The organism is Planotetraspora thailandica, assembly GCF_016863335.1.
GTDB lineage: Bacteria > Actinomycetota > Actinomycetes > Streptosporangiales > Streptosporangiaceae > Planotetraspora > Planotetraspora thailandica.
This window is the reverse complement of record NZ_BOOR01000021.1, coordinates 136,652-161,551: the sequence shown is the minus strand read 5'-3', so window position 1 is coordinate 161,551 and position 24,900 is coordinate 136,652. Positions and strand designations below refer to the sequence as shown.

19 protein-coding genes are annotated in these 24,900 nt (G+C 70.4%); 10 read left to right on the top strand and 9 right to left on the bottom strand.

What is annotated here, in order from left to right:
* Positions 1–84: 84 nt before the first annotated feature.
* Both Pth03_RS16020 and Pth03_RS16015 read right to left on the bottom strand, forming a co-directional pair.
* Complete coding sequence (locus Pth03_RS16020; protein WP_203945053.1) at positions 85–2,175, bottom strand: SpoIIE family protein phosphatase; 2,091 nt, start codon at positions 2,173–2,175, stop codon at positions 85–87.
* A 177-nt stretch (positions 2,176–2,352) separates the two neighbouring features.
* The gene (locus Pth03_RS16015; RefSeq protein WP_203945052.1) at positions 2,353–2,919 is read right to left on the bottom strand and encodes an HhH-GPD-type base excision DNA repair protein; all 567 of its coding nucleotides are present in this window, start codon (positions 2,917–2,919) and stop codon (positions 2,353–2,355) included.
* A 100-nt stretch (positions 2,920–3,019) separates the two neighbouring features.
* Here Pth03_RS16015 and Pth03_RS16010 point away from each other — a divergent pair, with 100 nt between their 5' ends.
* From Pth03_RS16010 to Pth03_RS15990, 5 genes are all read left to right on the top strand, one after another.
* Entirely contained in the window at positions 3,020–3,265 is a 246-nt protein-coding gene (locus Pth03_RS16010; RefSeq protein ID WP_373318543.1) for a hypothetical protein, read from the top strand.
* A 149-nt stretch (positions 3,266–3,414) separates the two neighbouring features.
* Positions 3,415–4,914, top strand: a complete 1,500-nt coding sequence (locus Pth03_RS16005; protein WP_239119087.1) for a hypothetical protein — start codon at positions 3,415–3,417, stop codon at positions 4,912–4,914.
* 306 nt (positions 4,915–5,220) lie between these two features.
* Complete coding sequence (locus Pth03_RS16000) at positions 5,221–5,988, top strand: LamB/YcsF family protein (RefSeq protein ID WP_203945050.1); 768 nt, start codon at positions 5,221–5,223, stop codon at positions 5,986–5,988.
* Positions 5,985–6,602 (top strand): 5-oxoprolinase subunit B family protein, encoded by a 618-nt coding sequence (locus Pth03_RS15995; protein ID WP_203945049.1) that lies wholly within the window; start codon positions 5,985–5,987, stop codon positions 6,600–6,602. Before Pth03_RS16000 ends, Pth03_RS15995 begins: the two co-directional genes overlap by 4 nt.
* Positions 6,599–7,483 (top strand): 5-oxoprolinase subunit C family protein, encoded by an 885-nt coding sequence (locus Pth03_RS15990; RefSeq protein ID WP_203945048.1) that lies wholly within the window; start codon positions 6,599–6,601, stop codon positions 7,481–7,483. Before Pth03_RS15995 ends, Pth03_RS15990 begins: the two co-directional genes overlap by 4 nt.
* Before the next feature lie 40 nt (positions 7,484–7,523).
* Here Pth03_RS15990 and Pth03_RS15985 read toward each other — a convergent pair whose 3' ends face one another.
* From Pth03_RS15985 to Pth03_RS15975, 3 genes are all read right to left on the bottom strand, one after another.
* Positions 7,524–9,221, bottom strand: a complete 1,698-nt coding sequence (locus Pth03_RS15985; RefSeq protein WP_203945047.1) for an ABC transporter family substrate-binding protein — start codon at positions 9,219–9,221, stop codon at positions 7,524–7,526.
* Between the two features lie 137 nt (positions 9,222–9,358).
* On the bottom strand, positions 9,359–11,707 hold the full coding sequence (locus tag Pth03_RS15980; RefSeq protein WP_203945046.1) for an AAA family ATPase: 2,349 nt from the start codon (positions 11,705–11,707) through the stop codon (positions 9,359–9,361).
* 57 nt (positions 11,708–11,764) lie between these two features.
* Positions 11,765–13,714, bottom strand: coding sequence for a CHAT domain-containing protein (locus Pth03_RS15975; RefSeq protein WP_203945045.1), 1,950 nt, complete (start codon positions 13,712–13,714; stop codon positions 11,765–11,767).
* A 240-nt stretch (positions 13,715–13,954) separates the two neighbouring features.
* Between Pth03_RS15975 and Pth03_RS15970 the strand changes: the two genes are divergently transcribed.
* The 4 genes from Pth03_RS15970 (at position 13,955) to Pth03_RS15955 (ending at position 19,076) form a co-directional block, all read left to right on the top strand.
* Positions 13,955–15,478 (top strand): MFS transporter, encoded by a 1,524-nt coding sequence (locus Pth03_RS15970; RefSeq protein WP_239119078.1) that lies wholly within the window; start codon positions 13,955–13,957, stop codon positions 15,476–15,478.
* An 86-nt stretch (positions 15,479–15,564) separates the two neighbouring features.
* Positions 15,565–16,347: a DoxX family protein gene (locus Pth03_RS15965; RefSeq protein WP_203945043.1), complete on the top strand. Its 783-nt coding sequence runs from the start codon at positions 15,565–15,567 to the stop codon at positions 16,345–16,347.
* Positions 16,348–16,854: 507 nt separating this feature from the next.
* Complete coding sequence (locus Pth03_RS15960; protein WP_308442352.1) at positions 16,855–17,892, top strand: isopenicillin N synthase family dioxygenase; 1,038 nt, start codon at positions 16,855–16,857, stop codon at positions 17,890–17,892.
* Positions 17,893–17,939: 47 nt separating this feature from the next.
* The gene (locus Pth03_RS15955) at positions 17,940–19,076 is read left to right on the top strand and encodes a low temperature requirement protein A (RefSeq protein WP_203945041.1); all 1,137 of its coding nucleotides are present in this window, start codon (positions 17,940–17,942) and stop codon (positions 19,074–19,076) included.
* Between the two features lie 60 nt (positions 19,077–19,136).
* On the opposite strand, the gene Pth03_RS15950 is transcribed toward Pth03_RS15955, so the two are convergent.
* The 3 genes from Pth03_RS15950 to Pth03_RS15940 form a co-directional block, all read right to left on the bottom strand.
* Complete coding sequence (locus tag Pth03_RS15950; RefSeq protein WP_203945040.1) at positions 19,137–20,420, bottom strand: GH1 family beta-glucosidase; 1,284 nt, start codon at positions 20,418–20,420, stop codon at positions 19,137–19,139.
* The gene (locus Pth03_RS15945) at positions 20,420–21,427 is read right to left on the bottom strand and encodes a LacI family DNA-binding transcriptional regulator (RefSeq protein ID WP_203945039.1); all 1,008 of its coding nucleotides are present in this window, start codon (positions 21,425–21,427) and stop codon (positions 20,420–20,422) included. The genes Pth03_RS15950 and Pth03_RS15945 overlap by 1 nt, the downstream gene beginning before the upstream one ends.
* Positions 21,428–22,192: 765 nt before the next feature.
* Complete coding sequence (locus Pth03_RS15940; RefSeq protein WP_203945038.1) at positions 22,193–23,089, bottom strand: zinc-binding dehydrogenase; 897 nt, start codon at positions 23,087–23,089, stop codon at positions 22,193–22,195.
* 103 nt (positions 23,090–23,192) lie between these two features.
* Here Pth03_RS15940 and Pth03_RS15935 point away from each other — a divergent pair, with 103 nt between their 5' ends.
* Positions 23,193–23,600, top strand: a complete 408-nt coding sequence (locus Pth03_RS15935) for a winged helix-turn-helix transcriptional regulator (protein ID WP_203945037.1) — start codon at positions 23,193–23,195, stop codon at positions 23,598–23,600.
* Positions 23,601–23,681: 81 nt separating this feature from the next.
* Here Pth03_RS15935 and Pth03_RS15930 read toward each other — a convergent pair whose 3' ends face one another.
* Positions 23,682–24,893 (bottom strand): ROK family transcriptional regulator, encoded by a 1,212-nt coding sequence (locus tag Pth03_RS15930; protein ID WP_203945122.1) that lies wholly within the window; start codon positions 24,891–24,893, stop codon positions 23,682–23,684.
* Between the last annotated feature and the right edge of the window lie 7 nt (positions 24,894–24,900).

Below are 24,900 nucleotides of genomic sequence, written 5' to 3'. Positions count from 1 at the left end.
CTCTCCACCCTAGGCGGACCGAGAGAGTAGTGCGTACGAAAGCGGGTCACCGATACCCGAAAGCAACCGTTATGACTGTTTCATTCAGTCACTCTTCGTGGCGGCTGGGACATGAACTGCGAGTACCGTGACGTCGTCATCCTGCTCATACCCGGACAACATTCGATCCACCAGGAAATCCAGCAGCATATGAGGGCTGCTCACGACCTCTGGGGGCGCTTCAGCCACAACCGATGAAAGCTCCCGGAGACCGGCATCCAGCCCACGTTTGCGATTCTCCACCAGACCGTCCGAATACAGGACAGCCGTGTGCCCTGGCGGCACACAGAACCGGAACTGTCTCCGGCTGGTCGCCCAGCCCAGCGGCGTCCCCGGCTCGGTCTCGTGGAGCAGCGCGGTGCCCTGCGGCGAGACGAGCAGGGGTGGCGGATGGCCGGCCAGGGCCAGCGTCCCCTCACCGGTGCTCGGCTCGACGACCATGTAGGCCAGCGTCGTGACCTGCTCTTCTTCCTCGGTGGCCTCGAAGACCCGGTCGAGGCCGGTCAGCACGGCCGCCGGAGGCGGGTTGGTCAGGGCCAGGGCGCGCATCGCGTTGCGGATCCGGCCCATGCCGGCCGCCGCCTTGACGCCCTTGCCCATGACGTCGCCGACCACTGCGGCCACACGCCCGTCCTGGAGGACGAACGCGTCGTACCAGTCGCCGCCGACCTGGACATGGCGCGACCCCGACCTGAAACGCTGGGCCAGGGTCAGGCCCCGCACCACCGGCAGGCGGTCGGGCAGAAGGCTCCGCTGGAGCGTCTCGGCCGTCCTGTGCTCCCGCTCGAACAGCGTGGCCCGCTCGACCGCGAGCGCACACTGGCCCGCGAGGGCCTCGTAGAAGACGCCGTCCTCCTGGGAGATCTTCTGGGGCCGGGTGAAGGAGAACCGCAGCGCCCCGAGCGCCCGCCCGGCGGCCAGCAACGGGAGGCCCACCCAGGCCCGCTCGTCGGTGTGCTCGATGAAGCCGAGGATCTGCTCCTCCTCGGCCCCGGCGTCGACCAGCTGGGTCCGCAGGCTGTCGGGAGACTCGGCGAAGACCGGCCGCCGGCTGTTGACGGCCATGGTCATCACGTTGGACTGCGTGAGCTGGATGTCGTCCCCGGGCGCGCCCTGCGCGTCGGGGATGCCACCGCTGTTGATCACCTTGAGGGTCGCCCGGTCGGGGTCGAGCAGGGCGACCGCCGAGTGGTCGGCGGCCAGTGCCGTACGGCCGACGTCGATGATGACCTGCACGACCTGCTCGACGGTGAGGGCCTCGGCCAGCATCGCCGTGGCGCCCTGGAGCCTGGCCGTACGCAAGGCCGCCGCACCGAGCTGGTCGGTCAGGCGCCCGCGCATCTCCTCGGCCTCGCGCTGCGGCGTGACGTCGGAGTTGGCGCCGACCCACTCGATCACCCTGCCGTGCCGGATGACCGGGACCGCGCGCACCTCGAAGTGCCGGTAGCCGCTGGCCCGGGTGCGGACCCGGTAGCTCCACTCGAACATCGTCCGGCCGCGCAGCGCCTCGCGCCACGCCTCCTCGGCCCCCGGCCGGTCGTCGGGGTGGACGGCCTCCAGCCAGCCGTTGGCGAGGTAGTCCTCGAGCCCCTGGCCGGTGATGGCGCGCCACTGCGGAGCGTCCTCGACGACGGTGCCGTTCGGGGAGGTGATCCAGACGAGCTGCTGCTGGGATTCGACGAGCGACCGGTACCGCTCCTCGCTGCGCCGCAGATCCTCTTCGGTCATCTGCCGCGCGGTGAGGTCGATGCCGAACAGCGCCACGCCCACCACGCCGCCGTCGCCGTGCATGGGGAAGAACGAGACCGCCCAGTGGCGGGTGTCACCGTTTTCCGCCCTGGTACGGATCCGCTGGTCGGTGACGGGCAGGCCCTCCTCGCCGATGCGGCGCAGAGCCGAGTCGATGAGCGCCGTGAGGTCGGCGGCCAGCAGCTCGGCCGGGCGCCGGTCCAGATGCCGCTCGACAGGCTGCCCGGTCAGTTCGGTAAAGGTCTCGTTGACCCGGACAAAACGCCCGGATGGGTTGAAAAACGCAAAGGCAAATGGAGCCTCCGACATCAGACCTCGCAAGAGGTCGGAGTCTGAGATGTCCAAACCGGACTCCCGGGGCCGGGGCACGGAGGTTTCGGCGCTCATGGTCGGCACCTCCGTCGCGTGCCAGGCTCTCCCACGAGGCACATCTCCATAACTGTGATTGGTAGCGCAGATCTGCCCTACATCATCGGCGATGGGCATGTGCGGACGGAAGCCCCGCCCGCCATACGGTCAACGCATCCTGTCAAAAGACCGGCACCCCGCGCAGGAAGATCCGGCCTACTTCTTGGCCGCCCGCTTCGCTTCCTGCTTCGTCGCGCGGACCAGTTCCAAGCTGCCGGCGTCGACGACGTCGGCCACCGAACGGTGCACGCCCTCCTCGCCGTACGACCCGGCCGCCTCACGCCACCCCTGCGGCCGGACCCCCAGTTGCTTGCCCAGCAGCGCCAGGAAGATCTGTGCCTTCTGGCGGCCGAATCCGGGCAGCGCCATCAGCCGGCGCAGCAGCTCGTGACCGTCGCCGACATCCTCCCACACCCGATCAGCCGAGCCGTCGTAATGCTCGACCAGATAGGCGGCGAGCTGCTGGATCCTGCCCGCCATGGACTTCGGATACCGATGCACGGCGGGCTTGGCCGCCAGCAGGTCCGCGAACTGCGCAGGATCATAGGAGGCGATCTCCTGCGCGGCCAAGTCGCGGCCCATCCTGTCGGCGATCGCACGGGGTCCCGCGAAGGCCCATTCCATGGGAATCTGCTGGTCGAGCAGCATGCCGATCAGCAGGGCAAGGGAGTTGCGGCCGAGCAGCTCGTCGGCCTCCGGCTGCTGGGCTAGCTGGATAGGCATGCGACCAGCTTGGCATGCCATCCTGAGCAAGGGTTGACAGACGCCTGGAAACAGGTGGAATAAGGGACGGCAGGTCCCCATTGAGCGAGGAATGCAGCCTATGCCCGCACTCGCAATGCGAATCAGTGGCGGCCCGTCCGCGGAGGCCGAGTTCCGCGGACACGTGATCGCCCGGCTGGCCGCCGAGTTCCTGACCATCCCCGTCAGCTCCATCAACCGCTGCGTCGCAGACGTGTCCGCGTGCGCCGGCCACTTAGGCATCGACGTGACTCCCGAGATCGTCGAGAGGGTCGCCCGCGAGCACCTGCTCGGCATGGTCAACTCCGCTCCGCCGTCCCGCACATAACGGGGACGTCACCGGCCCGCGTTCCTGACGCCGTTCGGGGCGGGAATGCGAGAGGGTGGGGGCGTGAGCGAGCGAAGCGAGTTCTCGTGAGTCGTCGGCATCGGCGCGATCCCCGGGAGACCCGGCCGCCGGACGACGTCTTCGCGGAGATGTTGCTGGCGGCGCGCGAACTGCTCGCCGTACGGACCCCGCTCGACGCCGAGCTGATGGTCTCCGACATGCTCGGCGCCTGGTGGGGAAGGCGGCTGCGGGGCGGCGACGTCGAGCAGATCCTCGGCGAGGGCCTGGTCGACTACGCGGCCAAGGCCGGCACGCCGGCCGCGCTGACCCTGCTCGTCTCCGTGGCCTACCTGGGCACCGCCCGGCAGGCCGCCAAGGCCGAGGGTGCCGCGCTGGCCCTGATGGAGTCGGACGTGGCAAGGCCCCAGTGGGCCGACCGGGTGGGCGCGGTGAAGCCGGCCGGGTGCTACGTCTCCCGGGACGTGTACGGCGACCAGGACACCGTGGTCTGCACCTTCGCCTACAACGGCCAGGACACCCACGCCCTGGTCCTGGTGGTCGACTACAACATGGGCGGCATGGCCAGGGACGCCTGGGTGTCGTCCCAGGTCGACAAGCTCATCGAGCAGGCCGGGCAGGAGGCCGCGGGCAACCCCCTGCTGCGCTTCGAGGAGATCGAGCCCCAACAGGCCAGGGCGCTTCTGGAGTTCGCCATGAAGGCGACCGACGCCGCCCAGGGCCGCAAGGCCCCCAAGCTCGTCAGCGACAGCTACAGCGCTTACCACGCCTTCGCCAGAGCGCGGCTCAAGGCGCTGCCGCCCGGGCGGATGCGGCCGGAGCCCGCCCACACCGAGGCTCCGTACAGCAAAGATCGCCGGGCGATGCTGGCCGCCGAGTTCCTCGCCTCCGACGCCGCGGAGAACCTGTCGGACCCGTCGGCCGCCTCGCGGTGCACCGACCACATCATCGACTACGGCTGCGACCAGGACTTCGGGCGGCCGATGCGGGTGAGCCCGACCAAGTGCGAGACCTTCCTGCTCGACTGGCTGCCGCGCAAGGTGCTGCTGTCCCACGCCGAGCAGGACGCCATGCCCCACGTGCTGTCGGCCTGGGTCCGCTTCGCGGGTCCGCGCATCGGCCTGCCGGATCAGGGGGTGCGGGCCACCCTCGACGCGGTGTGGGAGGCGACGGCCCGCTTCACCGAGGCGTATCGCGACCCGGCGACCTTCGGGCTCGATCCTTCCCTCGTACGGCGACTGCTGCCCGACGGTGACCTGTCCGCCCTGGCCAGGCGCGCCTTCGCCTTCCCCATCCTCCGGGGAAGGCGCGGCTCGACCGACCTCGACCTGCTGAACCCGGGCGATGAGGCCGACCGGCGCATCCTGCTGGAGATCGACCACGCCGACGAGCTGAGCAGGCCCGATCTGGAGGAGCATCTCGCCTGGCACGAGGAGATCGCCCGGAGGTTGTGGGTCGGCGACCCGCCGCAGCTGTGGGAGGCCGCCGAGCGGCTGATCGATCTCGGCCACGACCGCCACGACGTACTGCATGTGCTCATCGAGATCGCCGAGCGGATCGGCGACCATCCCGATGAGCTGGCGGCGGCCCTGGACGACATCGCCGACATCCCGGACGAACCACCTCTCTGACCCCCGCGCAGCCCGATCCGGGGCAGGATTGGATGTGCGAGGGGCGCGGCGGTGCCTGGACTGAGGAGTGAGCGGGGAGCGAGGCACGAGCGACCCCGAACGACCAAGGAAGGCGCCGCCTCAAAGCGCCCGGAGCCCGCCGAGCCGAAGGCGCGGCAGATCGAACGCGAAGGGCGCGGCGGTGCCTGGACTGAGGAGTGAGCGGGGAACGAGGCACGAGCGACCCCGAACGACGAAGGAAGGCGCCGCCTCAAAGCGCCCCGAGCCCGTCCGAGCGGAGCGAGGACCATAAACACGGAGGCTGCCGTGAAGATCGACCTGAACGCGGATCTCGGGGAGGGCTTCGGAGTCTGGAGCCTCGGCGACGATCTCGCCCTGCTGGACATCGTGACGAGCGCGAATGTGGCCTGCGGGTTCCACGCCGGTGATCCGCTCATCATCAGGCGGACCTGTGCGGCGGCCGTGGACCGGGGCGTTTCCATCGGGGCCCAGGTGTCCTACCGCGACCTCGCGGGCTTCGGCCGCCGCGAGATCGACATGGACCCCGAGGAGCTCTGCTCCGAGGTCATGTACCAGATCGCCGCGGTCGACGGGATCGCCCGCGCCATGGGCGGCCGGGTCTCCTATGTCAAGCCGCACGGCGCGCTGTACAACCGGATCTGCCGCGATGTGGTCCAGGCGGAGGCGGTGGTCGCCGCAGTGGCCGACTACGGCCCGGCCGCGGGCGGCTCGCTGCCGGTGCTGACCCTGCCCGGATCGGCCGTTCATCCCATCGCGGAGCGGTACGGCGTGCCCACGGTGAGCGAATGCTTCGCCGACCGCGCCTACACCCCGGCGGGCACGCTGCTGCCACGCCGCGAGATCGGCGCCGTCCTGCACGACCCCGATGAGGTGGCCGCCCGCGCGGTGCGGATGGCCCGCGACGGGGTGGTCACCGCCGTCGACGGCACCGACGTGCGGGTCGACGCCCGCTCGGTCTGCGTCCACGGGGACACCCCGGGCGCGGTCGCGCTCGCCGAGGCCGTCCGCGACGCCCTGGTCGGCGCGGGCGTCGGCGTGGAGTCCTTCGCATGACGATCCGGCGAGCGGGCGAGCACGGCCTGCTGGTGGAGACCGGCACAACCGCGGTCGCCCACCGCCTGGACGCCCTCCTGCGCGCCGAAAGACCCCGGGAGGTCGAGGAGATCGTCCCGGGGCAGGAGACTGTGCTGGTCGTGGCGCCGGGGGCCGACCACGATCGTCTGGCGGCTCGCCTGGTCACGCTGCTCGACGCCGCTTCGGCGCCGCCCGCGGGCCGCTACGAGGAGGCGGCGGAGGTCGTGGAGATCCCGGTGGTCTACGACGGCGCCGACCTGCAGGCGGTGGCCGAGTTGACCGGCCTCACCGCCCGCGAGGTGGCCGAACGGCACGCCGCCTCCGAGTTCGTCGCCGGCTGGCTCGGTTTCGCCCCCGGATTCGCCTACCTCGTCGGCCTGGACCCCCGGCTGCACGTGCCCCGGCTGGAGACGCCGCGCACCTCGGTGCCGCCCGGGTCCGTGGCGATCGCCGGGCCGTACTCGGCCGTCTATCCCTCGGCCTCCCCCGGCGGGTGGCGGCTGCTCGGCCGTACGGACCTGCGGGTGTGGGATGTGGCCGCCGATCCTCCGGCGAGGCTGGCGCCGGGCACCAGAGTCAGGTTCGTTCCATGATCGAGGTGGTGTCCCCGGGGCCGTACGCGTCGGTGCAGGATCTGGGACGGTCCGGTTACGCCCACCTGGGCGTGCCGCGCTCGGGAGCGGCGGACGCGCCGAGCATGCGGCTGGCCAACCGGCTCGTCGGCAATCCGGAGGCGGCCGCCGGGATCGAGCTGACCTTCGGAGGCGCCCTGCTGCGCTTCGCCGCCGGAGCGTGGATCGCGCTGGCCGGAGCCCCGTGCCCGGTGGATGCGGACGGCCGGCCGGCCGGGATGTGCGCCCCGATCTGGATACCCGCGGGCGGGACGCTGCGCGTGGGATCACCGCGCGAAGGGCTGCGGACCTACCTCGCCGTGCGCGGCGGGATCGGCGTCGCGCCGGTGCTCGGCAGCCGGTCCACCGATTCGCTGTCGGGGCTCGGACCTCCTCCGTTGAGCCCCGGGACACTCCTGCCCGTCGGGGACGCGCCCGTGACCGCCATCCAGGTCGACGTCGCCGTGCAGCGGCCGATTCCCCCCTGCGCGGCCGTCCGGGTGGTCCTCGGCCCGCGGACCGACTGGTTCACGCCCGGCGCGCTGAAGTCGCTCGGGGCCGAGCCGTACGAGGTGGCTTCGGAGAGCAACCGCGTCGGCGTGCGGTTGCGGGGAGCGCCGCTGGAGCGGGCGCGCGAGGGTGAGCTGCCGAGCGAGGGCATGGCGCTGGGGGCGATTCAGGTGCCGCCGGACGGGCGGCCCATCGTGTTCCTCGCCGATCATCCGCCGACGGGCGGCTATCCGGTGATCGGGGTGGTCGCGGCGCGTGACGTCGCCGTCGTTGCGCAGTTGCGGCCGGGTGACCGGTTGTGGTTCAAACCGGCCGGTTCGCCGTGGACCACGGGTTCCCCGGCCGGCCTGTGACGCGCGGGGCCTCACGAAGCGGAGGCCCCGCGCATGCGGCTCAGGACGTGAAGCCGATGTCGGCATACCTCAGGTCGTAGAAGCCGTTCGCCCCGACGTTGGCGAGCGTGGAACGCACGGCGACGTTCTGTGGGCTCTGATAGAGCGGCAGCACGTTGATCTGCCGCCAGACCAGCTCGTCCGCCGCGTTCACGAGCTCGGCGATCTGGCCCGGGTCGGACACGCTGCCCGCGCGGTACATCGCCTGGTCGATCTCGCGACTGCCGGTGCGGCCCAGGTTGGAATACCACTTCATGTCGTCGCCCTTGGTGTTCTCACCGTAGGCGTACACGTCGAAGGCGTTCGATATCGGATACGGCGTCGACGGATAGGAGAACGCCGTGATGTCGAAGTTGCCGGGAATGAGGTACTTCGTGAAGAAGTCGTTGAACGGCACGGTCTGGATGGTCACCCCGACGCCGATCCTGCGGAGCATCAACCGGGTCACCTCGGCCTCGGTGTCGCTCACGCCCACCCCCGCCGGGACGACGAAGCGCACGTTCATCGGCGTTCCGTTGCGCATCCGGGTCTTGCCGGACATCTTCCAGCCCACCTCGTCGAGCAGCTGCCCGGCCTTCTGCGGGTTGTAGGTGCCGATGTCGCCCGCGTTGCCGCGGTATCCCTGCTGGCTGTTGGAGAGGAAGTGGTTGTCGAGCGTGACGGCCGGCCAGCCGAGGCCCTTCAGGTCCAGCTGCATGAGCGCTCGGCGGTCGAGTGCCATGGCGATGGCCTGCCGTACCCGGATGTCGGCCAGGACGGGGCTCTCGCCGTTGAACGTGAACTGCCGGAAATCGGTGCCGGCGGCCTGCCGTACGACGGCGTCCCAGGCGCCCCGCGCCCGCGAGTAGTCGTCGGGTGCCGGGCCCACGTCGTAGACGTCGACCTCTCCCTTGGTGAATGCGCGGACCATGTCGGTCTTCACGCCAAGGAATACGAGCTTGTCGAGTTTCGCCTGGTCGCCCCACCAGTTCTGGTCGCGGACGAGCGTGATCGACTTGCCCTTGACGTCGAAGGAGGAGAGCTTGAACGGCCCGGCCGTGACGGGGATCTTGTTGACCCAGTCGGCGTTGAACGCCTCCGGCGAGGAGTTCGCCGAGGCCGGATACAGAGGCGAGAACAGCGACTGCCACTCGTTGAACGGCTGGGTCAGGGTGACGACCACCTCATGGTCGCTCGACCCCCGCGTTACGCTCTGGATGTTCTCGTACGCGATGGTCGAGTCGACGCGGAAGGCCTTGTTCTGCCCGTTCATCGCCTTCCACTGCGCCGCGTAGTCGGCCCAGGTGATCGGCTTGCCGTCCGACCACTTGGCCTTCGGGTTCAGCGAATAGGTGATGACCTGGTGCGGCGAGGTCGCGGTGATCCTGGCGTTGGTGACGTAGTCGAGGTCGAGCGAGACCCGCCCTCTCTCGTCCGACCGGAACGGGGTCGGCATCAGGGCGCTCATGACCGTGTCAACGCTGGTCATGTTGCCGTCGACGTGGTTCTGGTTCCACTGGGAGGGGAATTCTCCGAGCCCCCACCGCAGGGTGCCGCCGTCCTTGACCTTGTCTCGCGGCACCTGGTTGATGTCGAACGCCTTGACGGGAGAGGGAGGAAGGTTGTTCTCACGCCAGCCTGGGAGGTTGTCACCCCCGCATGCGCCCGCGGCTCCCAGAGCGATCAGTGCGGCAAGGGCAGCCGGCCATCGTGCTCTCAACGTGCTCTCCGATTCCTCCAGCTACATATCGCACTAGATTAGTAGCAGACAGTAATCACTCCAGGCCATCTGGACGCGCGAGCACGAACCACATCGAGCACGGGACGGCTTCAGAACCCGTCGTGTTCAGGACGAGGTCAGGACAATTCGTCTACGGCGCTGCGGACGTCGTCGCTGGTGATGGTGGTGAGCTCGCTGGGCGTCGCCGAGCCCTGGGCGGCCAGCCGTACGTCGCGGCGCAGCGCGGCCTTCTCGTAGAGGGAGCGGGCGAAGCGGCCGTTGCCCAGCCCGTCGATCAGCCCCTCGCGGCAGACCCAGTCGAAGACGTCGGCGAGGTCGCGCGCAGCCGCCGTGTCGAAGTGGTCGCCGCTTCTGGACGCCAGCAGCCCGGCGATCTCCGCCAGCTCGGCCGGCGCATAGGACGGGAAGATCACCCGCTGGTCGAAGCGGGAGGCCAGGCCCGGGTTGGTGGAGAGGAAGGCGTCCATCTCGCGCCGGTAGCCGGCCAGGATGATGACGACCCGGTCGCGGTCGTCCTCGGCTCGTTTCAGCAGGGTCTGCACGGCTTCGGCCCCAAAGGCGTCCCCACCGGAATATCCCGTGTTGACCAGGCCGTAGGCCTCGTCGATGAACAGCACACCGCCCAGTGCCCGGTCGACGAGCTCGTTGGTCTTGATCGCGGTCGCGCCCAGATGCTGGCCCACCAGGTCGGCACGGGAGGCCTCGACGACGTCGGGACGGGCGAGCAGCCCGAGGGCGGAGAAGATGCGGCCGACGATGCGGGCGACGGTCGTCTTGCCCGTACCCGGCGGGCCGACGAAAACGAAATGCCGCATCTGCGACTGGACGGGCAGACCCTGCTCCTGGCGCATCCGCGCCACCTTCAACTGGGCCGCTATCGCGTGCACCTGCTGCTTGACCGGATCCAGGCCCGCCATGCGGTCGAGGTCGGCGAGCGCGTCCTCCAGGGTCGGCGTCGCCTGGTAGCCGCGGAACCTCGCGGTGAGTTCGTTGAACGCCCTGGTGACGTCGGCCGGTGTGACGGTGACCAGGTCCTCCGCGCGCGGAGCGCCTCCCGCGCCGACGACCCGCACGTCGCGGGCCTGGGCGGCGGTCTCGGTCAGGCTGCGCGCGAACCGGGCGTTGCCGAGCTCGTCGAGCAGCCCGCGGCGCTGCACGTCCTCATAGAGGCGGCGGAAGACCGGGCGGGCCTCGGCGGACAACGTGTCCCCGCGCCGCGCCTGAAGCGCCTCGGTGATCTCCAGCAGCTCGGCGGGCGTGTAGCTCGGAAAGCGCACCCGGGTGGAGAACCGGCTGGACAACCCGGGATTGGACGACAGGAAGCCGTTCATCTCCTTCTCGTAGCCGGCCAGGATGATGATCAGCCGGTCGCGGTCGTCCTCGGCCCGCTTGAGCAGGGTCTGCACGGCCTCGGACCCGAATCTGTCGGGCTGGCCGTCCCCCGAGTTGATCAGGCTGTACGCCTCGTCGACGAACAGCACGCCGCCGATCGCCCGGTCGATCAGCTCGTTGGTCTTGATCGCCGTGGCGCCCAGATATTCGCCGACGAGGTCGGCACGCTGGGCCTCGACCACGAACGGCGTCTCCAGCAGGCCGAAGGCGTAGAAGATCTTGGCCAGGGTGCGCGCCACGCTCGTCTTGCCCGTGCCCGGCGGGCCGACGAAGACGAAATGACGCATGGGCGGCTCGTTGGTGTAACCGGCCTCCTTGCGGAGCCGGGCTGCCTCGATGGAGGCCGCGATCGCCCGTACCTGCTCCTTGACCGGTTCGAGACCGATCATCGCCTCGAGTTCGCCGAGCGCCTGCTCCACCGTGATGGGCGGCGGCGCCCCCGCGTCGGCCGGGGAGGTCTGGTGACCGCCGATCCTGATGCGCTGCTGGACCTGCCCCTCGCCGTCGCCGCCGGGCGACGCCTGCTCGGCTTTGACCTTGCGGGCGAGCACCAGCCGGTAGACCAGCACCGCGGCGGCCACGAGGTAGGCGCCCCACACGGAGGCGGTGGGCGACGTCCAGGAAAGGGCGAACGCGACGAGGGCCGCGGGCACCAGCGCCATCAGCGTGGTGACCCACGGAGCCACCCACCGGATCAGATGGGCGGCGCCCGCGACGAGGATCGCGAGGAGTATCAGCAGGAAGGCCGCAGGCGACTGCGTGCCGAACATGCTGTAGAACACCCATCCCGGCAGGCCCCACCCCGCCACGACCAGGGCGGTTGCGGCCGCGCGCGGATAACTGAGCGCGAGGGCGGCGAAGGCGAGCAGCACGACCGCGTAGACGAAGGTGGGCGCGAGGCTCCACCCCAGAGCGGCGGCGAGGCCCATGACGGCGATCAACAGCCCCGCGAACACGGCACGCCTGGCGAACGGCGAAAGCCGGAAATAGCGGAGGCGCACCTGCTCGAATACATTCCGTGCCGCGGACCTGCTTAAAATCCCCGCAGACCGTGCCCTCTCGGAGTCCCGCATCGACGCCTCCCCGGTTCGCCCCCGGTTATACCGCACGGGACGGCGGAATGGGTGGACCTAACGGGTGCGGGCCTGGTGGCGCCCGGGGTATGCCCGAATGAGCACCCGCCGAGGGGTCACGCGCAACACGTCGCCCTCCGGAACGGCGACGCCGCGGACTTCCGCCCAGAACCTGGGGTCGCCCACGTACAGCACGACACGGGGGTCGCGTCCGACGGCTTCCCACGCCTCGTCTCCCGTGATCAGCCGGAATTCGCCCGTCGGGCTGACGGACGTGACCGCGCTGACCGCGAGCGCCCGCGGCCCGTCCGGTTCCGAGTAGGCGAGCACCACGCTCCTGGAGTAGGTGGCGGCGTGCCGCACCTCCTCGCTGAGCCCGGTCGAGGGGGTGACGTCACCGGGCAGGCTCGTCCACCGCGTGTCCGCCAACACGAGTGAGGCCCTCCCCGGCCCCGCGCTCCCCCTCCACCACGCCTGGGCCGCCCGCACGCAGAAGGCGGCCGCGACCAGGGCAAGCGCGCCCAGCGTCCCCTGCCATCCCGCCCGCGCGACCGCGCCGGGTTCGGCGCCGCCGGTCAGCGGGTGCGACGCCGCGACGCCCGTCACGATGAGGCAGACGCTCCCCACGAGCAGCGCGGCGAACGACGACGCGAGCAGCCGGTCGGCTCGCAGGACGGGCCGCAGGCCGCGCAACGCCTGGTCCCTCCCCTGCCGCGACCTTCCGTACGCCGAGGCGGATGGCGCGCCCGCGCGTGACCTTCCGTACGGCGAGGCAGGCCCGGCGGCGACCCGCGACCGTCCGTAGAGCAGGGCTGCCGGGACGACGGCGGCGGTCAGCGCGGTGAGCGGCTCCCCGGTGAGGGGCGGCAGCGCCGCGGCGAGGGCCGTCAGCCACCACATGCGCCCGACGGCGAGCCAGAGCGTGACGTCGACGTCGCGCAGGGCCGTGCGGTCGTCTCCCGCGGCGGCGAACTGCGCGAGTGCCGGGACGAGACGTCCCCGCCAGGTCTCCACGACCAGGCGGACCAGGCCGACCGCGAGGCCGTTGAACAGCACCAGGCCGGCTGACCCCGCCCACACGGCGGCCTCCGGTTCCAGAAGAGCCGCGGGAACGGCGTCCGGCGGTGTGCCGGGCGGCAGATCCGGGAGCGTCGCCAGCCCGGTGACGTAGGCGGCGAGCGCCAGCAGCGCCGTGGCGGCCGACATGGCGAGCCACAGGTCGCGCCGCATCATCGGCAGCACGTACGGCCAGGCCCGCACGCGTCCCGCCTGCCTGAGGGTGACGATCAGAACGGCGGCGAGCACGACCGCTCCCCCGATCTGGGCCTCGCGGCGCAGGTCGAATCCGAGTCCCGCGACCGCGACGGCGGCCACGGCCAGCGCGAGCAGCACCCGCACCTGGCGCGACCAGATCCGCAGGGCGTTCCTGGTGCGGCCGGTGTCGCGTGGGTCGGCCTCCCATGCCGGGTCGTGATGAGGACGCGGACGCTCCCAGCGCAGCAGGGTCAGGCCGAGGTTGATCCGTGCCCCTCGGTGGTCGCGTGCGCGGTCGAGCGCCGACTCATAGGCCCGTGCCGCACGCTCGTGGTCTCCCCTGAGCAGGGCCAGATCGCCGACGAGGGCGTGCGGGTCGGGCTCGTCGGGGGCGAAACGCACGGCGTCACGCGCCTGCGCCCATGCCTCACGCCAGCCGCCGGAAACGCGCCGGAGCGCGCCGCCGAGCCGTAACCGCGCCGCCCACGATCCCGGCGCGAGCCGTACGGCTTCGCGGGCGGCGTCGACCGCCTCGGTGTCGCGGCCGAGACGTTCGAGGGCGAGGCTCGCCAGGCGATGCCCCCACTCGCCGTCAGGGGCACGATCGATCGCCTGGCGGGCCGCCTCCAGCGCCGCCTCGGGCTGGTCGCGCGCCAGCCTCGCCACCGCGACCGCGCACCAGGCCCGGGGGTCGGTGTGGTCGTGCGGGGGCGGAACCGGGGACGTGTCCCATTGATCGATTTCGCTCCCCACCCCCGCATGATCCGTTGCGGGTCCTGGATTGCCTAGACGGCGGCTACATACCTATGGCTCTCTAGAGAGACTTGGGCGATTTCCCCTGATATGACATGGAGCTCCCCGGAAGCGACTGAGGAAGTCGTCCGTGATGGCCTAAGCTGCCACGCATGTTCCAGCGGGCCGAGGAGCCCTGATTCGCCTATGATCACGGTCGGGGTTGAGGCCGAGTCCGGCGCTGTCAGCGCTGGAGGCGATGTGCGTGAACACCGGGCGAACCGGTGGTGGGTGCTTGTGCTGCTCTGTTTCAGCCTGCTCCTGATCGCCGTCGACGCGACTGTGCTGCACATCGCGGTCCCCGCGCTGACCGCGGCACTGGAACCGTCCTCGATCCAGCTGCTCTGGATCATCGACATCTATTCGCTGGTCGTCGCCCCGCTGCTCGTGACCTTCGGCACGCTCGGCGACAGGTACGGCAGACGGCGATTCGTCATCGCCGGTTATGTCGTCTTCGGCCTCTCCTCGCTGGCCGCCGCCTTCGCCTGGAGCCCGCTCGCCCTGATCGTCTTCCGGGCGTTCCTCGGCGTCGGGGGCGCGATGATCATGCCGGCCACGCTCTCGATCATCCGGCAGGTGTTCACCGACCGCAAGGAACGTGCGATCGCCCTCGGCGTCTGGAGCGCCGTCGCGGCGGCGGGAGCGGCGGTGGGCCCGCTGATCGGCGGGGCCATGGTCGAGCACCTGTGGTGGGGCGCGGTCTTCCTCATCAACGTGCCGCTGTTGGTGGTGGCGCTTCCACTGGCCCTGCGGATTCTGCCTCCGTCGCAGCGCCGCTCCACGCATCCGTGGGACGCGCTGAGCGCCGTCCTGTCCACCCTCGGCATCCTGTCCGTCGCATTCGGTCTCAAGGAGGCGGGGTACGGGCACACGATCGGCCGGGGCCCGTCCGCCCTGGTTTTCGTCATCGGCGTCGCCCTGCTGTTCTGGTTCGTCCGGCGCCAGCGCCGGCTGGCCTTCCCGCTGCTCGACATCGGGCTGTTCGCGCAGCGCGGCTTCGCGACCGGAGTGGCCTGCGTGCTGCTCGCGATCTTCGCGCTGGTCGGGCTCGAGCTCATGCTCGCCCAATATCTGCAGCTCGTGCTCGGTCTCAGCCCGCTGGCCGCCGCCGTGCGCATGCTGCCGTTGATGGTGGCCGCGATCGCAGGCGGGCTCGCCGCCGCGCACCTGCTGCAGCGGATCGGCCTGCGGGCCACGACGAGCGGCGGTCTCGCACTCACCGCACTGGCACTCGCCCCCGTCCTGACCTGGGGCGTGGAGCAGCACCCGGTGATGCTCACGGTGTGCTTCATCGGCATCGGCTTCGGCGTGGAGGTGGCCCTGCTCGCAGCCTCCGACACGATCATGGCGTCGGCGCCCGAATCGCGCGCGGGCGGAGCGGCGGCGATCGAGGAGACCGCCTACGAGCTGGGCGCCGGGCTCGGCATCGCGGTCCTCGGCACGATCACCGCCATCGTGTACGCGCCGTCACTCGCCGCCGTCCCCGGGGTGCCCGAACCCATGATGGCCGAGGCACGCGAGTCTCTCGCCGCCGCCGCACACGTCGCGACCGAGACGGGCAGCGAGGCGGGGCCCGAACTGCTCAGCGCGGCACGGGTCGCCTTCGTCACCGCCCTGCACTCCACAGTCATCGTGAGCGTGGTCCTGCTGTGCCTGACCGCGCTGGCCGTGGCCATCCTCATCCCCCGGTCCGCTCAGGCATCGGAGAAGCCGGAGCAGACCTGACCTGTTCTCGGCTTGCTTGGCATGAGGCACGGCCTCATGGGGAGATGTCTGGGCAAGTCATCCTCAGCCCCCCAGAATGAGGAGCCGTGAAAAGAACCCTCCACGACCTTGCTTCGCTGGCGGCCCGCATGGGCGTCGGCGGGATCTTCTTCGCCAACGGCTGGCACAAGCTCGAAGCCGGCCTCGACGCGACGGGCGTGCAATTCACCACGCTCGGCGCCCCCGTGCCCGAACTGTGGGCCGCGGCCACGATGCTCATCGAACTGGTGGGAGGCGCGCTGCTCATCGCGGGCCTGGCCGTACCGGCCATCGGGCTGCTGCTGTTCGCCGAGGCTCTCGCCGTGTTCATCCTGACGGCCGGGGACACCGGCCTGCCCCTCACCGGCGGGAGCGTCGAGCTGATCGTCGCGCTGGGCGCCGCATCCGTGCTGCTCGCCGTCGTCGGGGCCGGGCGCATCTCGGTCGATCACATGGTGGTCATCAAGCGGCGCGAGGCGGAGGTCGCCGAGGAGTTCGCCGCCGACGCCGAGGCCGACGCGGTGATCGCCTCACTGCGCGGCCCGGGCCCCACCGCTGTGGCGAAGGCGGCGGGGTCCCCGTCAATGAAGACCGATGCGGGGTCGAGTGTCGCGGATCCGGGTACGGCCGCCAAGCCGGCGGCGGAAGCTGCGGACAAGACTGCGACAGGCCAGACCGCGGCAGGCGACGCGGCGCAGGGTAGGACGGCGGCAGGCGGAACCGGGACGGGCGGGACGGCGGCAAGCGGCTCGGCGGCAAGCGGCTCGGCGGGCAAGCCGAGGTCCCGTCGCCCCAAGCGCCCCGACGAGACCACAGAAAGCCACAGCGAATCCCCCTCCGTTTCCGCGTGATCATGCAGAAGTTCGGGGATGGGCCGTCCGACCTGCCCATCCCCTTGTGGTGATCATGCAGAAGTTCGCGTGTATGGCTGTCGGCCAGGGCCGACAGTGGTCGTGATCATGCAGAAGTTCGGTCGACCCGTGAGTGACCTGCACAAATGCGTTTCGTGATCATGCACTTCTTCGGTCATGCCTACTTACACCTGCTCAGATGCCAATCGTGATCATGCATCGGCGCCCCAGCCCGGCGCCATTCCCACCCCTCATGGCGATGGCCACATCCCACAGCCCGGCCTGGCCGTACGTGATGGACGGTCGCCTCGCAGGCCAGCCGTACGGCATGCACCAAGTGCGAGCAGTCCACGAGACGCAGAGTGCATGATCAGGGTGGGCATGTGTGCAGGTCGGCGCACCTCGACCCGAACTTGTGCATGATCACGATGTGCATCTAAGCAGGTCGGAAGCACATCGACCGAAGTTCTGCATGATCACGACCACTGTCTGCGCTGGTCGAGTGCCATGCCCACGAACTTCTGCATGATCACGCGCAGTGTGTTATATGGAGATATGTCGAGTGCTTCGGGGCCTCTGCCGGTAATCGATGTGAGCTCGCTCATCGGACCGGGATCGGACCGTGACCGTATGGCCGCGGCCCGGCAGATCGAGGCCGCGTGCACCGACAGCGGGTTCTTCTACGTCTGCGGCCACGGCGTGCCCGACCGGCTGATCGCCGAACTGGACGACTCGGCCCGGCGATTCTTCGCGCTTCCGCTGGAGCGCAAGATGCACATCTCGATGGACCGGGGCGGACGGGCCTGGCGGGGTTTCTTCCCTGTGGGCGGCGAGCTCACCTCCGGCCGGCCCGACCTCAAGGAGGGCGTCTATTTCGGCGCGGAAGCCGAGGCCGACGACCAGAGGCCGCTGCACGGCCGCAACCTGTTCCCCGCCGAGGTGCCCGAGCTTCGGGAGGCAGTGCTGCGCTACCTCGAACGGCTCACCGGCGTGGGCCAGGCCGTCATGCGGGGAATCGCCCTCAGCCTCGGCCTGGACGAGGACTACTTCGCCTCCGGTTATACGGCGGCCCCGACCATCCTTTTCCGGATATTTCACTACCCGCCTTCCCCGCCCGGCTCGGATGACTGGGGCGTGGGCGAGCACACCGACTACGGCCTGCTGACCCTGCTCCTCCAGGACGGCAACGGGGGCCTCCAAGTGCACACGTCGCGGGGCTGGATCGAGGCGCCGCCCATCCCCGGCACGTTCGTCTGCAACATCGGCGACATGCTCGACCGGCTGACCGGCGGCCACTACCGCTCGACGCCGCACCGCGTGCGCAACGTCAGCGGGCGCGACCGCCTGTCGTTCCCGTTCTTCTTCGACCCAGGGTGGGACTGCGAGGTGCCGCCTCTGCCCTCCATTCCGCAGCAGGACGGCGGACGCCCGCGTTGGGACGGTCAGGACCTGCGCGCCTTCTCCGGCACGTACGGCGAATACCTGCTGGGCAAAGTCGCGAAGGTGTTCCCGCAGTTGCGTGACGAGGTCCTCGGCCAGCCGTGATCCGAGTGGTGCGCATATGTGATCGATAGAGCGCCACAATTGTCGGCATGCGCCTGCCGCTCTGGTTCGCCGAAAGGGCCGAACCCGCCTCTCCCGAGTCAGAGCTCCGTGTCTCCACCATCGAGCTCTTCTTCGACCTGGTCTTCGTCTTCACCGTCACGCAGCTGACCACGCTCGTCGTGGGCGACTTCACCGCGCCGCGGACCGGAGCGCACCATTTCGCCGGTCAGGGCGCCGTGCAGACACTGCTCATCTTCGGGGTTCTCTGGTGGATGTACGCCGGTTACGCGTGGCTGACCAACGCCATCCCCCCGCGACGCACGGCCCGGCGCGTGCTCATCCTGTGCGGCATGGCGGGCTTCCTCATCATGGCGCTGGCGATCCCGACCGCCTTCGACGGGGGCGGCGTGGCGTTCGCACTCGGCTATCTCGTCATCGTGGTCGTTCACGGCGGCCTCTATCTGCAGGCGTCCACCGCGATCGCCAGGGTGGTGCCGTTCAACCTCGCGGCCACCGCGCTCATCTTCGCCGCGGCCTTCACGGACGCGCCCTGGAGCTACGCGCTGTGGGCGGCGGCGCTCGTGCTGCTCTGGACGAGCCCCTATTTCATCGGCCAGCGCGGGTTCGCCCTGCATCCGGCGCACATCGTCGAACGCCACGGCCTGCTCGTCATCATCGTGCTGGGCGAGTCGATCGTGGCCATCGGCATCGGCGCGAGCGGCGAGCACCCGAGCCCTCGCCTGATCGTCGCCGCACTCCTGGGGCTCGCCCTCACCGCGGCCGTCTGGTGGGTGTATTTCGGCGGTTCGGAGGAGGCCGCCGAGCACGCGCTGCTGCGCGTCGACGTGGTGCGCCGCACGCAGCTCATCCTGGGGGCCTACTTCTACGCGCACGTGCCGATGTTGCTGGGCGTGGTCGCCATGGCGGCAGGCGTCAAGAAGGCGATCGGCCACGACCATCTCGACATCGGTCCGTCGATCGCGCTGGCGGCGGGAGTCGCGCTGTTCCTCGCCGGCGACGTGTGGTTCCGCCGGGTGCTCACGCTCAGGTCGGGAACGGCGAGGCCGCTCGCCGCGGTGCTGGCCGCGGCGAGCTTCCCTCTCGGCCTGTGGTCGTCGGCCGCCCAGATCGGAGCGCTCGTGGTGCTGCTGGTCGCGACGCTCGCCGCCGAGCGCCCGGCCTGAAACCGGTCGGTCCCGTACGGCTGAGCCGGAACGCTCATCCGCGGACCGGGGACGGGTAGGTCAGGACGGCAGGCCGCCGGCGGCGATCACGTCCCGGTACCAGCGGGCGCTGTCGCGCGGCGTGCGCTCGAGGGTCTCGTAGTCGACCCGGACCAGGCCGAATCGCTTCTCGTATCCCCTGGCCCACTCGAAGTTGTCCAGCAGCGACCACACGAAGTAGCCGCGCATGTCCACGCCCTTCTGGATGGCGTTGTGAACCGAGCGCACGTGCCCGTCCAGGTAGGCGATCCGGTCGGGGTCGGAGACGCCGTCGGGGACGGCCGCGCCGTTCTCTGTGATCATCAGCGGCACGCCGGGGTAGTCGTGCGAGAGCCGTACGAGGAGGTCTTCGAGGCCGGACGGGATGACCTCCCAGCCCATCTCGGTGAGCGTCCCGTGCGGCTGCTCCCACGCGATGCCCTCGGTGCCGGGGTGCTCCAGGGATCCGGAGGCCGACGGGTCGGCGACGACCCGGTTGACCGTGTAGTAGTTCACCCCGAGCACGTCGATCGGCTGGGAGATGGTCGGCAGGTCGTCGAGGTTCACCTCGGTGTAGCGCGACAGGTGCTCCAGGACGTCGGCGGGGTATTCGCCGCGCAACACCGGGTCGAGGAAGATCCGGTTGGCGAGGCCGTCGACGAGGCGGGCAGGTTCGGGGTCGCCGAGGATGGGCGTCAGGTTGAGCGTCAGCGAGACGGACTCGGCTCCGGCGGCGCGCAGCGCCTGCACGCCGAGGCCGTGCGCCAGCATGAGGTTGTGCGCCGCCGTGAAGGCCGCGGCCGGGTCGGACACGCCGGGCGCGTGCCGTCCGGAGCCGTGGCCGACGAAGGCCGACACCCACGGCTCGTTCAGCGTGGTCCACGTGGTCACCCGGTCGCCCAGTAGCGCGTGTACGGCCGTGGCGTAGTCGGCGAAGCGGTAGGCGGTGTCCCTGTTGGTCCAGCCGCCCTCGTCTTGCAGGCTCTGCGGCAGGTCCCAGTGGTAGAGCGTGGCGACGGGCGAGATGCCCTTGGCGAGCAGCGCGTCCACGAGCCGGTCGTAGAAGCTCAGGTCGGCGAGGCGCGGCCACGCGACGGAGAACCGGTAGGCGTTCAGACCCAGCCACGACATCGTCTCGACGTCGTCGAGGTAGCGGTTGTAGTGGTCGCACGCCACGTCACCGGTGTCGCCGTTGTGGACCTTCCCCGGCGTATGGGAAAAGGTGTCCCAGATCGACGGCACCCGGCCGTCGGCGTGGACGGCTCCCTCGATCTGGTACGAGGCGGTCGCCGAACCCCAGAGGAAATTGTCAGGAAAAAGTGGCATCAGGCGCTCTCACGTATGGTCAGACGGGGTTGGAGCAAGGTGGATTGTGGCACGGATTCGCCGTCCAGCTTGGCCATGAGGAGCTTCACGGCCTGCCGCCCGACGTCTTCGGCGGGGACGAGCACGGAGGTCAGCGGCGGGCCTGCCCGCTCGGCGACGTCGTCGGGGCAGATCGCCACCACCGAGACGTCCTGTGGCACCCGTCTGCCGAGCATGCGCAGCGCGCCGAGCACGTGCCCGACCGCCGCCTCATTGTGCACGACCAGCCCGGTCGTGCCGGGATGCGCCCCGAGCAGATCGCGTACGGCGGAGCAGACCGCGTCGAAGGACTCCTCACACGGCCGGACGGCGGCGGGCACGCCGTGCCGGGCGGCCGCCTCGGTGAATCCGGCGAGCGTGCGCCCGGCGTAGCCGGTGCCGCGCTCGTAGACGACGGAGGGAGCCCCGAGCAGGGCGATCTCCCGGTGGCCCGCGCCGATCAGGTGGTCGGCGCACAGGGCGCCGGCACGGGCGAAGTCGAGGTCGATGCAGGTCAGGCCGTCCCTGTCGGCGGGAAAGCCGATGAGCACGCTGGGCTCGCCCAGCTGGCGCAGCAGCGGACCGCGCGGGTCGTGCAACTCGACGTCCATCACCAGCAGCCCGTCGACCAGGGAGCTCGCGGCGACCCTGCGCAGCCCATCCGGCCCCTCGTCGGCCGTCATGAGCAACACGTCGTGGTCATACTGCCGGGCGGTCGTCACGACGGACACGGCGAACTGCATGAGCACCGGCAAGTTCATGCCCGCACGCAGCGGCAGCACGAGCGCGATCACCTTGGCCCGCTTGCTGGCCAGGGCCCTGGCCCCGGCGTTCGGGTGGTAATCGAGCGCCCTGACGCTGTCGAGCACCCGCTGCCGGGTGGTCGCGGAGATGGCCCGCTTGCCGCTCAGCACGTACGACACGGTGCTGACGGCGACCCCCGCGTGCCTGGCAACGTCGGCGATCGTGACGGTTCTGGCTGGGCTCACGGGCGCGCCTCCAGCGCGCTCACCGCGACCCCCTCGTATTCGACCACGACATGCACGACATGAGGGTGGAAAGGCCGGAGACGTCGTGCTCGGGAGGCTCGTGCATCATGACGGATCCGACCCTTCTGTCGAAGCGCTTCGACGGCATGGCGGAAAGACGCCCCGAGAGGCGCCGATGAATGACCGGCCCGCTCTCGGTCGTGCACGGGCGGGCGCGATGTTCGGTTGTGCATGAGATGGGGAGGCGGGGGCGGGAGAGGGGTGACGGGGAACCCGGCCGGGCTCCCGCGATCGTCGGGTGGAGTGAGGACGGCGGGGTCTGAATGCCGGAAGCGCAGACGGTCGTCGAAGCGCTTCGACAGTTCTCTCAACGTTTCGGGATTGTTAATTCCCGACTTATCCGGAAGATTGCCTTCTCATCGGACGGCGGTCAAGACCCAAGATCGCAAAGGAGACGTCGGCGCGGACGGCCGTGGAGCCGAAACGACCTTCTGGCCTGCGGCGTCTTCTCACAGGGCGCACGAAGGCTTCTTCGAGGAATTTTCCGGCCGCCCTTGCGACCCGTACGGCACAAACCCGGTCCGCCGGGCATTCGAGCCGCATGGCTCGCCCGAGCCGTTTTGAGAGGCGACGCCGTACGGCGGGTCCCCGTTGCCGGAGTACTTCCTGGCGACGGCGGCCGCGGCGGCATAGGTCTCCGGCCCGGGCGGGCGTTCACGCGTCGAGATCGAGTCGTGTCAGGGGCACATCAGGCCGGGGCAGCGCTCACGGCACCAGCAGCCACCGTCCCCGCTGTCCGCCTCCGGCGACCTTGTCGTACGCCGTCGCGGCCTCGGCCAGCGGCACCCGGCCGGCCACGCGCAGCTCCAGGACGCCGGAGGCTGCGAGGGCGAGCAGTTCGACGAGCCTCGCGCCGTGGGGCTCGACGTTCACGATGCCGATCTCGATGCCCCGCTCGGACGTCGCGGGAGACGCCGAGGTCACCCCGACGAACGTCCCGCCGTCGCGGACCGCGACGAGGGACGCCGCGTGCAGGACGGCGCCGTCGAGGACGGCGTCGAACGACGGCCCCGGCAGTTCCGTGACGAGCTGACGCGCCCCGGCTCTCAGCACGAAGTCGCGGTCGGACTCGCGCGCCAGTCCGGTGACGGTCCAGCCGGCGTGGGCGGCCAGCGCGACGGCGTACCCGCCCACGGCACCGGCGGCGCCGGTGACCAGCAGGGTCCTCCCGTCGGCAGGGCCGAGCCGGTCCACCATCTGCGCCGCGGTCGAGGCGTTGAGCGGGAGGGAGGCCGCGTCGACCCGATGGAGACCGTCCGGCAGCAGCGCGGCGGCCGTCGCCGGCACGACGGTCTCCTCGGCGTGCGCGCGAACCGGGGCTGTGAAGTCGCGGTGTACGGCGGCGACCGGGTCGCCGACCGCGAAGCCGGTGACCTCGGCGCCGGTCTCGATGACGACGCCGGTGAGGGACCAGCCGAGTCCGACCGTTCCGGTGAGTCCGAAGATCGCCCAGGCCGGTCCGCCGGCGAAGAGGGTGTCGACGGGATCGACCGATGCCGCCGTGACGCGGACCCGCAGGTCGCCGGGTCCCAACGGAGGAAGCGTCACCTCCTCGAGGGTGGGCGCGGGGGTGTCGGGCTTGGACACGAGTGCGAGCGTCATGAATGGGTTCCCTTCCGAATGGTTAGACGGCACAACCATCGGTGACCTACTCTCTTTTGGGAAGTAGGCACTTTGAAGTGTTGTAGCCACCCGGAGGTAAGTCATGGGCGTGTCCACTGCTGACGGGCCGACGGCGCGGTTCGACGCGTTCGTCGCCTCCTGCCCCAGCCGGCGACTGCTCGAAACCATCGGCGACAAGTGGGCGAGCCTCGTGATCGTGGCGCTGGGCCTGGAGGGGCGGATGCGCTATTCCGAGCTCTCCGCGCGGATCGCCGGGGTGAGCCAGAAGATGCTGACCCAGACCTTGCGGGGTCTCGAACGAGACGGGCTGCTGACCCGCACAGTGACTCCGTCGGTGCCCGTCCGCGTCGACTACGAGCTCACGCCGCTGGGCCTGTCCCTGATTGAGACGCTTCGGCACCTCAAGGAGTGGGCCGAGGCGCACATGGCCGAGGTGGACAGGGCGCGCGAGGAGTACGACCGGAAGAACGATTCCGCAGGGCGCAGCTGAAGGGCGGTGGGCACCGATCATCGCCTCGTGGGAGGGCGTTCGAGCGGCAGCCGGATCAGCGGCTGAGGGCCGAACCGCCTTTCAGGGCCTCGCCGGCAGACGACCGGAGTCGACCGAGTCGAGGACGCGCGCGGCCGCGCCGAGCGCGGCGGCCCGGTGCGCGAGCGTGGAGACGACCAGTTCGCAGCCGCCTCCCCCCGGCGCGAGCGAGCGGCGGAGCATCTCCTCCTCCGCGGGCGCGATCAGCCATGGCCCGAGCGGGACGTAGTAGCCGCCGAGGACGACCACTTCAGGGTTGAGCAGGTTGGCCGCGATCGCCACCCCCTTGCCGAGGCCGCGGCCGACCGAATCGAGGAGCGCGAGGATCTCCGGGTCGTCCTTGCGCGCTCTGCGCACGACCTCGTCGACCTCATGCTCCAGCTCGATCGGTGAAACTCCGGGCGCGGTGCGGGCGAGGATCGCACCGATGCCGGCCACCGCCTCCAGGCAGCCGCGGCGTCCGCAGCGGCAATCCGGCCCCGAGGGGTCGACCTCGATGTGGCCGATCTCGCCGCTGTAGCCGTGACCGCCACGCCTCAGCCTGCCGTCCATGACGACGCCCGCCCCCACGCCGACCTCTCCGGTGACGTACACGAGGTCGGAGACGTCGCCATGCGGGCCGAACCGGTACTCGGCGACGGCGGCGAGGTTGGCGTCGTTGTCCACGAGCACGGGGTAGGCGGGGTCGCGCAGGGCCTTGACGAGGTCGCCGCGCAGGTCGACGTCATGCCAGCCGAGGTTGGGCGCGACGTGGACGGCGCCGTCGCCGTCGATCAGGCCGGGAACCGCGACGGTCAGGCCGAGCACCTGCCTGGACTCCCTGGTCATCCGGCTCACCACGCGCTTGGCGATCGCGGCCACCGCAGTGACCGCCTCGCCCGGGCTCGCCGTGCTCCCCGGGAAGGCGCGCCGCCAGTTGAGCAGTTCCTCGCCCTTGAGGTCGACCGCGACGGCGGTGATGTAGTCGACGTTGACCTCGACGCCGATCGCGGCGTACGGCGAGCCGTCCAGGACGAGCATGGTCGCCGGACGCCCGACCCGGTTCTCCGTCAGACCGGTCTCGCGCAGCAGCCGGCGGTCGATCAGGTCGGCGACCAGGCTCGACACCGTCGCCTTGTTGAGGCCGGTCGACGCCGCGATGTCGGCGCGCGAGCAAGGAGCGTTCTCTCGCACGAACCGCAGCACGACCGCCAGGTTGGTGGCCCGGACGTCCGTGAAGTCGGCCGGCTGCGGCCCGTTGTGCGATGTGATCAAAATCAGC

Coding starts and splice junctions, on each gene's coding strand:
- Pth03_RS16020 (WP_203945053.1), bottom strand. CDS start 2,175: ATGAGCGCCGAAACCTCCGTGCCCCGGCCCCGGGAGTCCGGTTTGGAC.
- Pth03_RS16015 (WP_203945052.1), bottom strand. CDS start 2,919: ATGCCTATCCAGCTAGCCCAGCAGCCGGAGGCCGACGAGCTGCTCGGC.
- Pth03_RS16010 (WP_373318543.1), top strand. CDS start 3,020: ATGCCCGCACTCGCAATGCGAATCAGTGGCGGCCCGTCCGCGGAGGCC.
- Pth03_RS16005 (WP_239119087.1), top strand. CDS start 3,415: ATGTTGCTGGCGGCGCGCGAACTGCTCGCCGTACGGACCCCGCTCGAC.
- Pth03_RS15995 (WP_203945049.1), top strand. CDS start 5,985: ATGACGATCCGGCGAGCGGGCGAGCACGGCCTGCTGGTGGAGACCGGC.
- Pth03_RS15990 (WP_203945048.1), top strand. CDS start 6,599: ATGATCGAGGTGGTGTCCCCGGGGCCGTACGCGTCGGTGCAGGATCTG.
- Pth03_RS15980 (WP_203945046.1), bottom strand. CDS start 11,707: ATGCGGGACTCCGAGAGGGCACGGTCTGCGGGGATTTTAAGCAGGTCC.
- Pth03_RS15960 (WP_308442352.1), top strand. CDS start 16,855: ATGCCCACGAACTTCTGCATGATCACGCGCAGTGTGTTATATGGAGAT.
- Pth03_RS15955 (WP_203945041.1), top strand. CDS start 17,940: ATGCGCCTGCCGCTCTGGTTCGCCGAAAGGGCCGAACCCGCCTCTCCC.
- Pth03_RS15950 (WP_203945040.1), bottom strand. CDS start 20,420: ATGCCACTTTTTCCTGACAATTTCCTCTGGGGTTCGGCGACCGCCTCG.
- Pth03_RS15940 (WP_203945038.1), bottom strand. CDS start 23,089: ATGACGCTCGCACTCGTGTCCAAGCCCGACACCCCCGCGCCCACCCTC.
- Pth03_RS15935 (WP_203945037.1), top strand. CDS start 23,193: ATGGGCGTGTCCACTGCTGACGGGCCGACGGCGCGGTTCGACGCGTTC.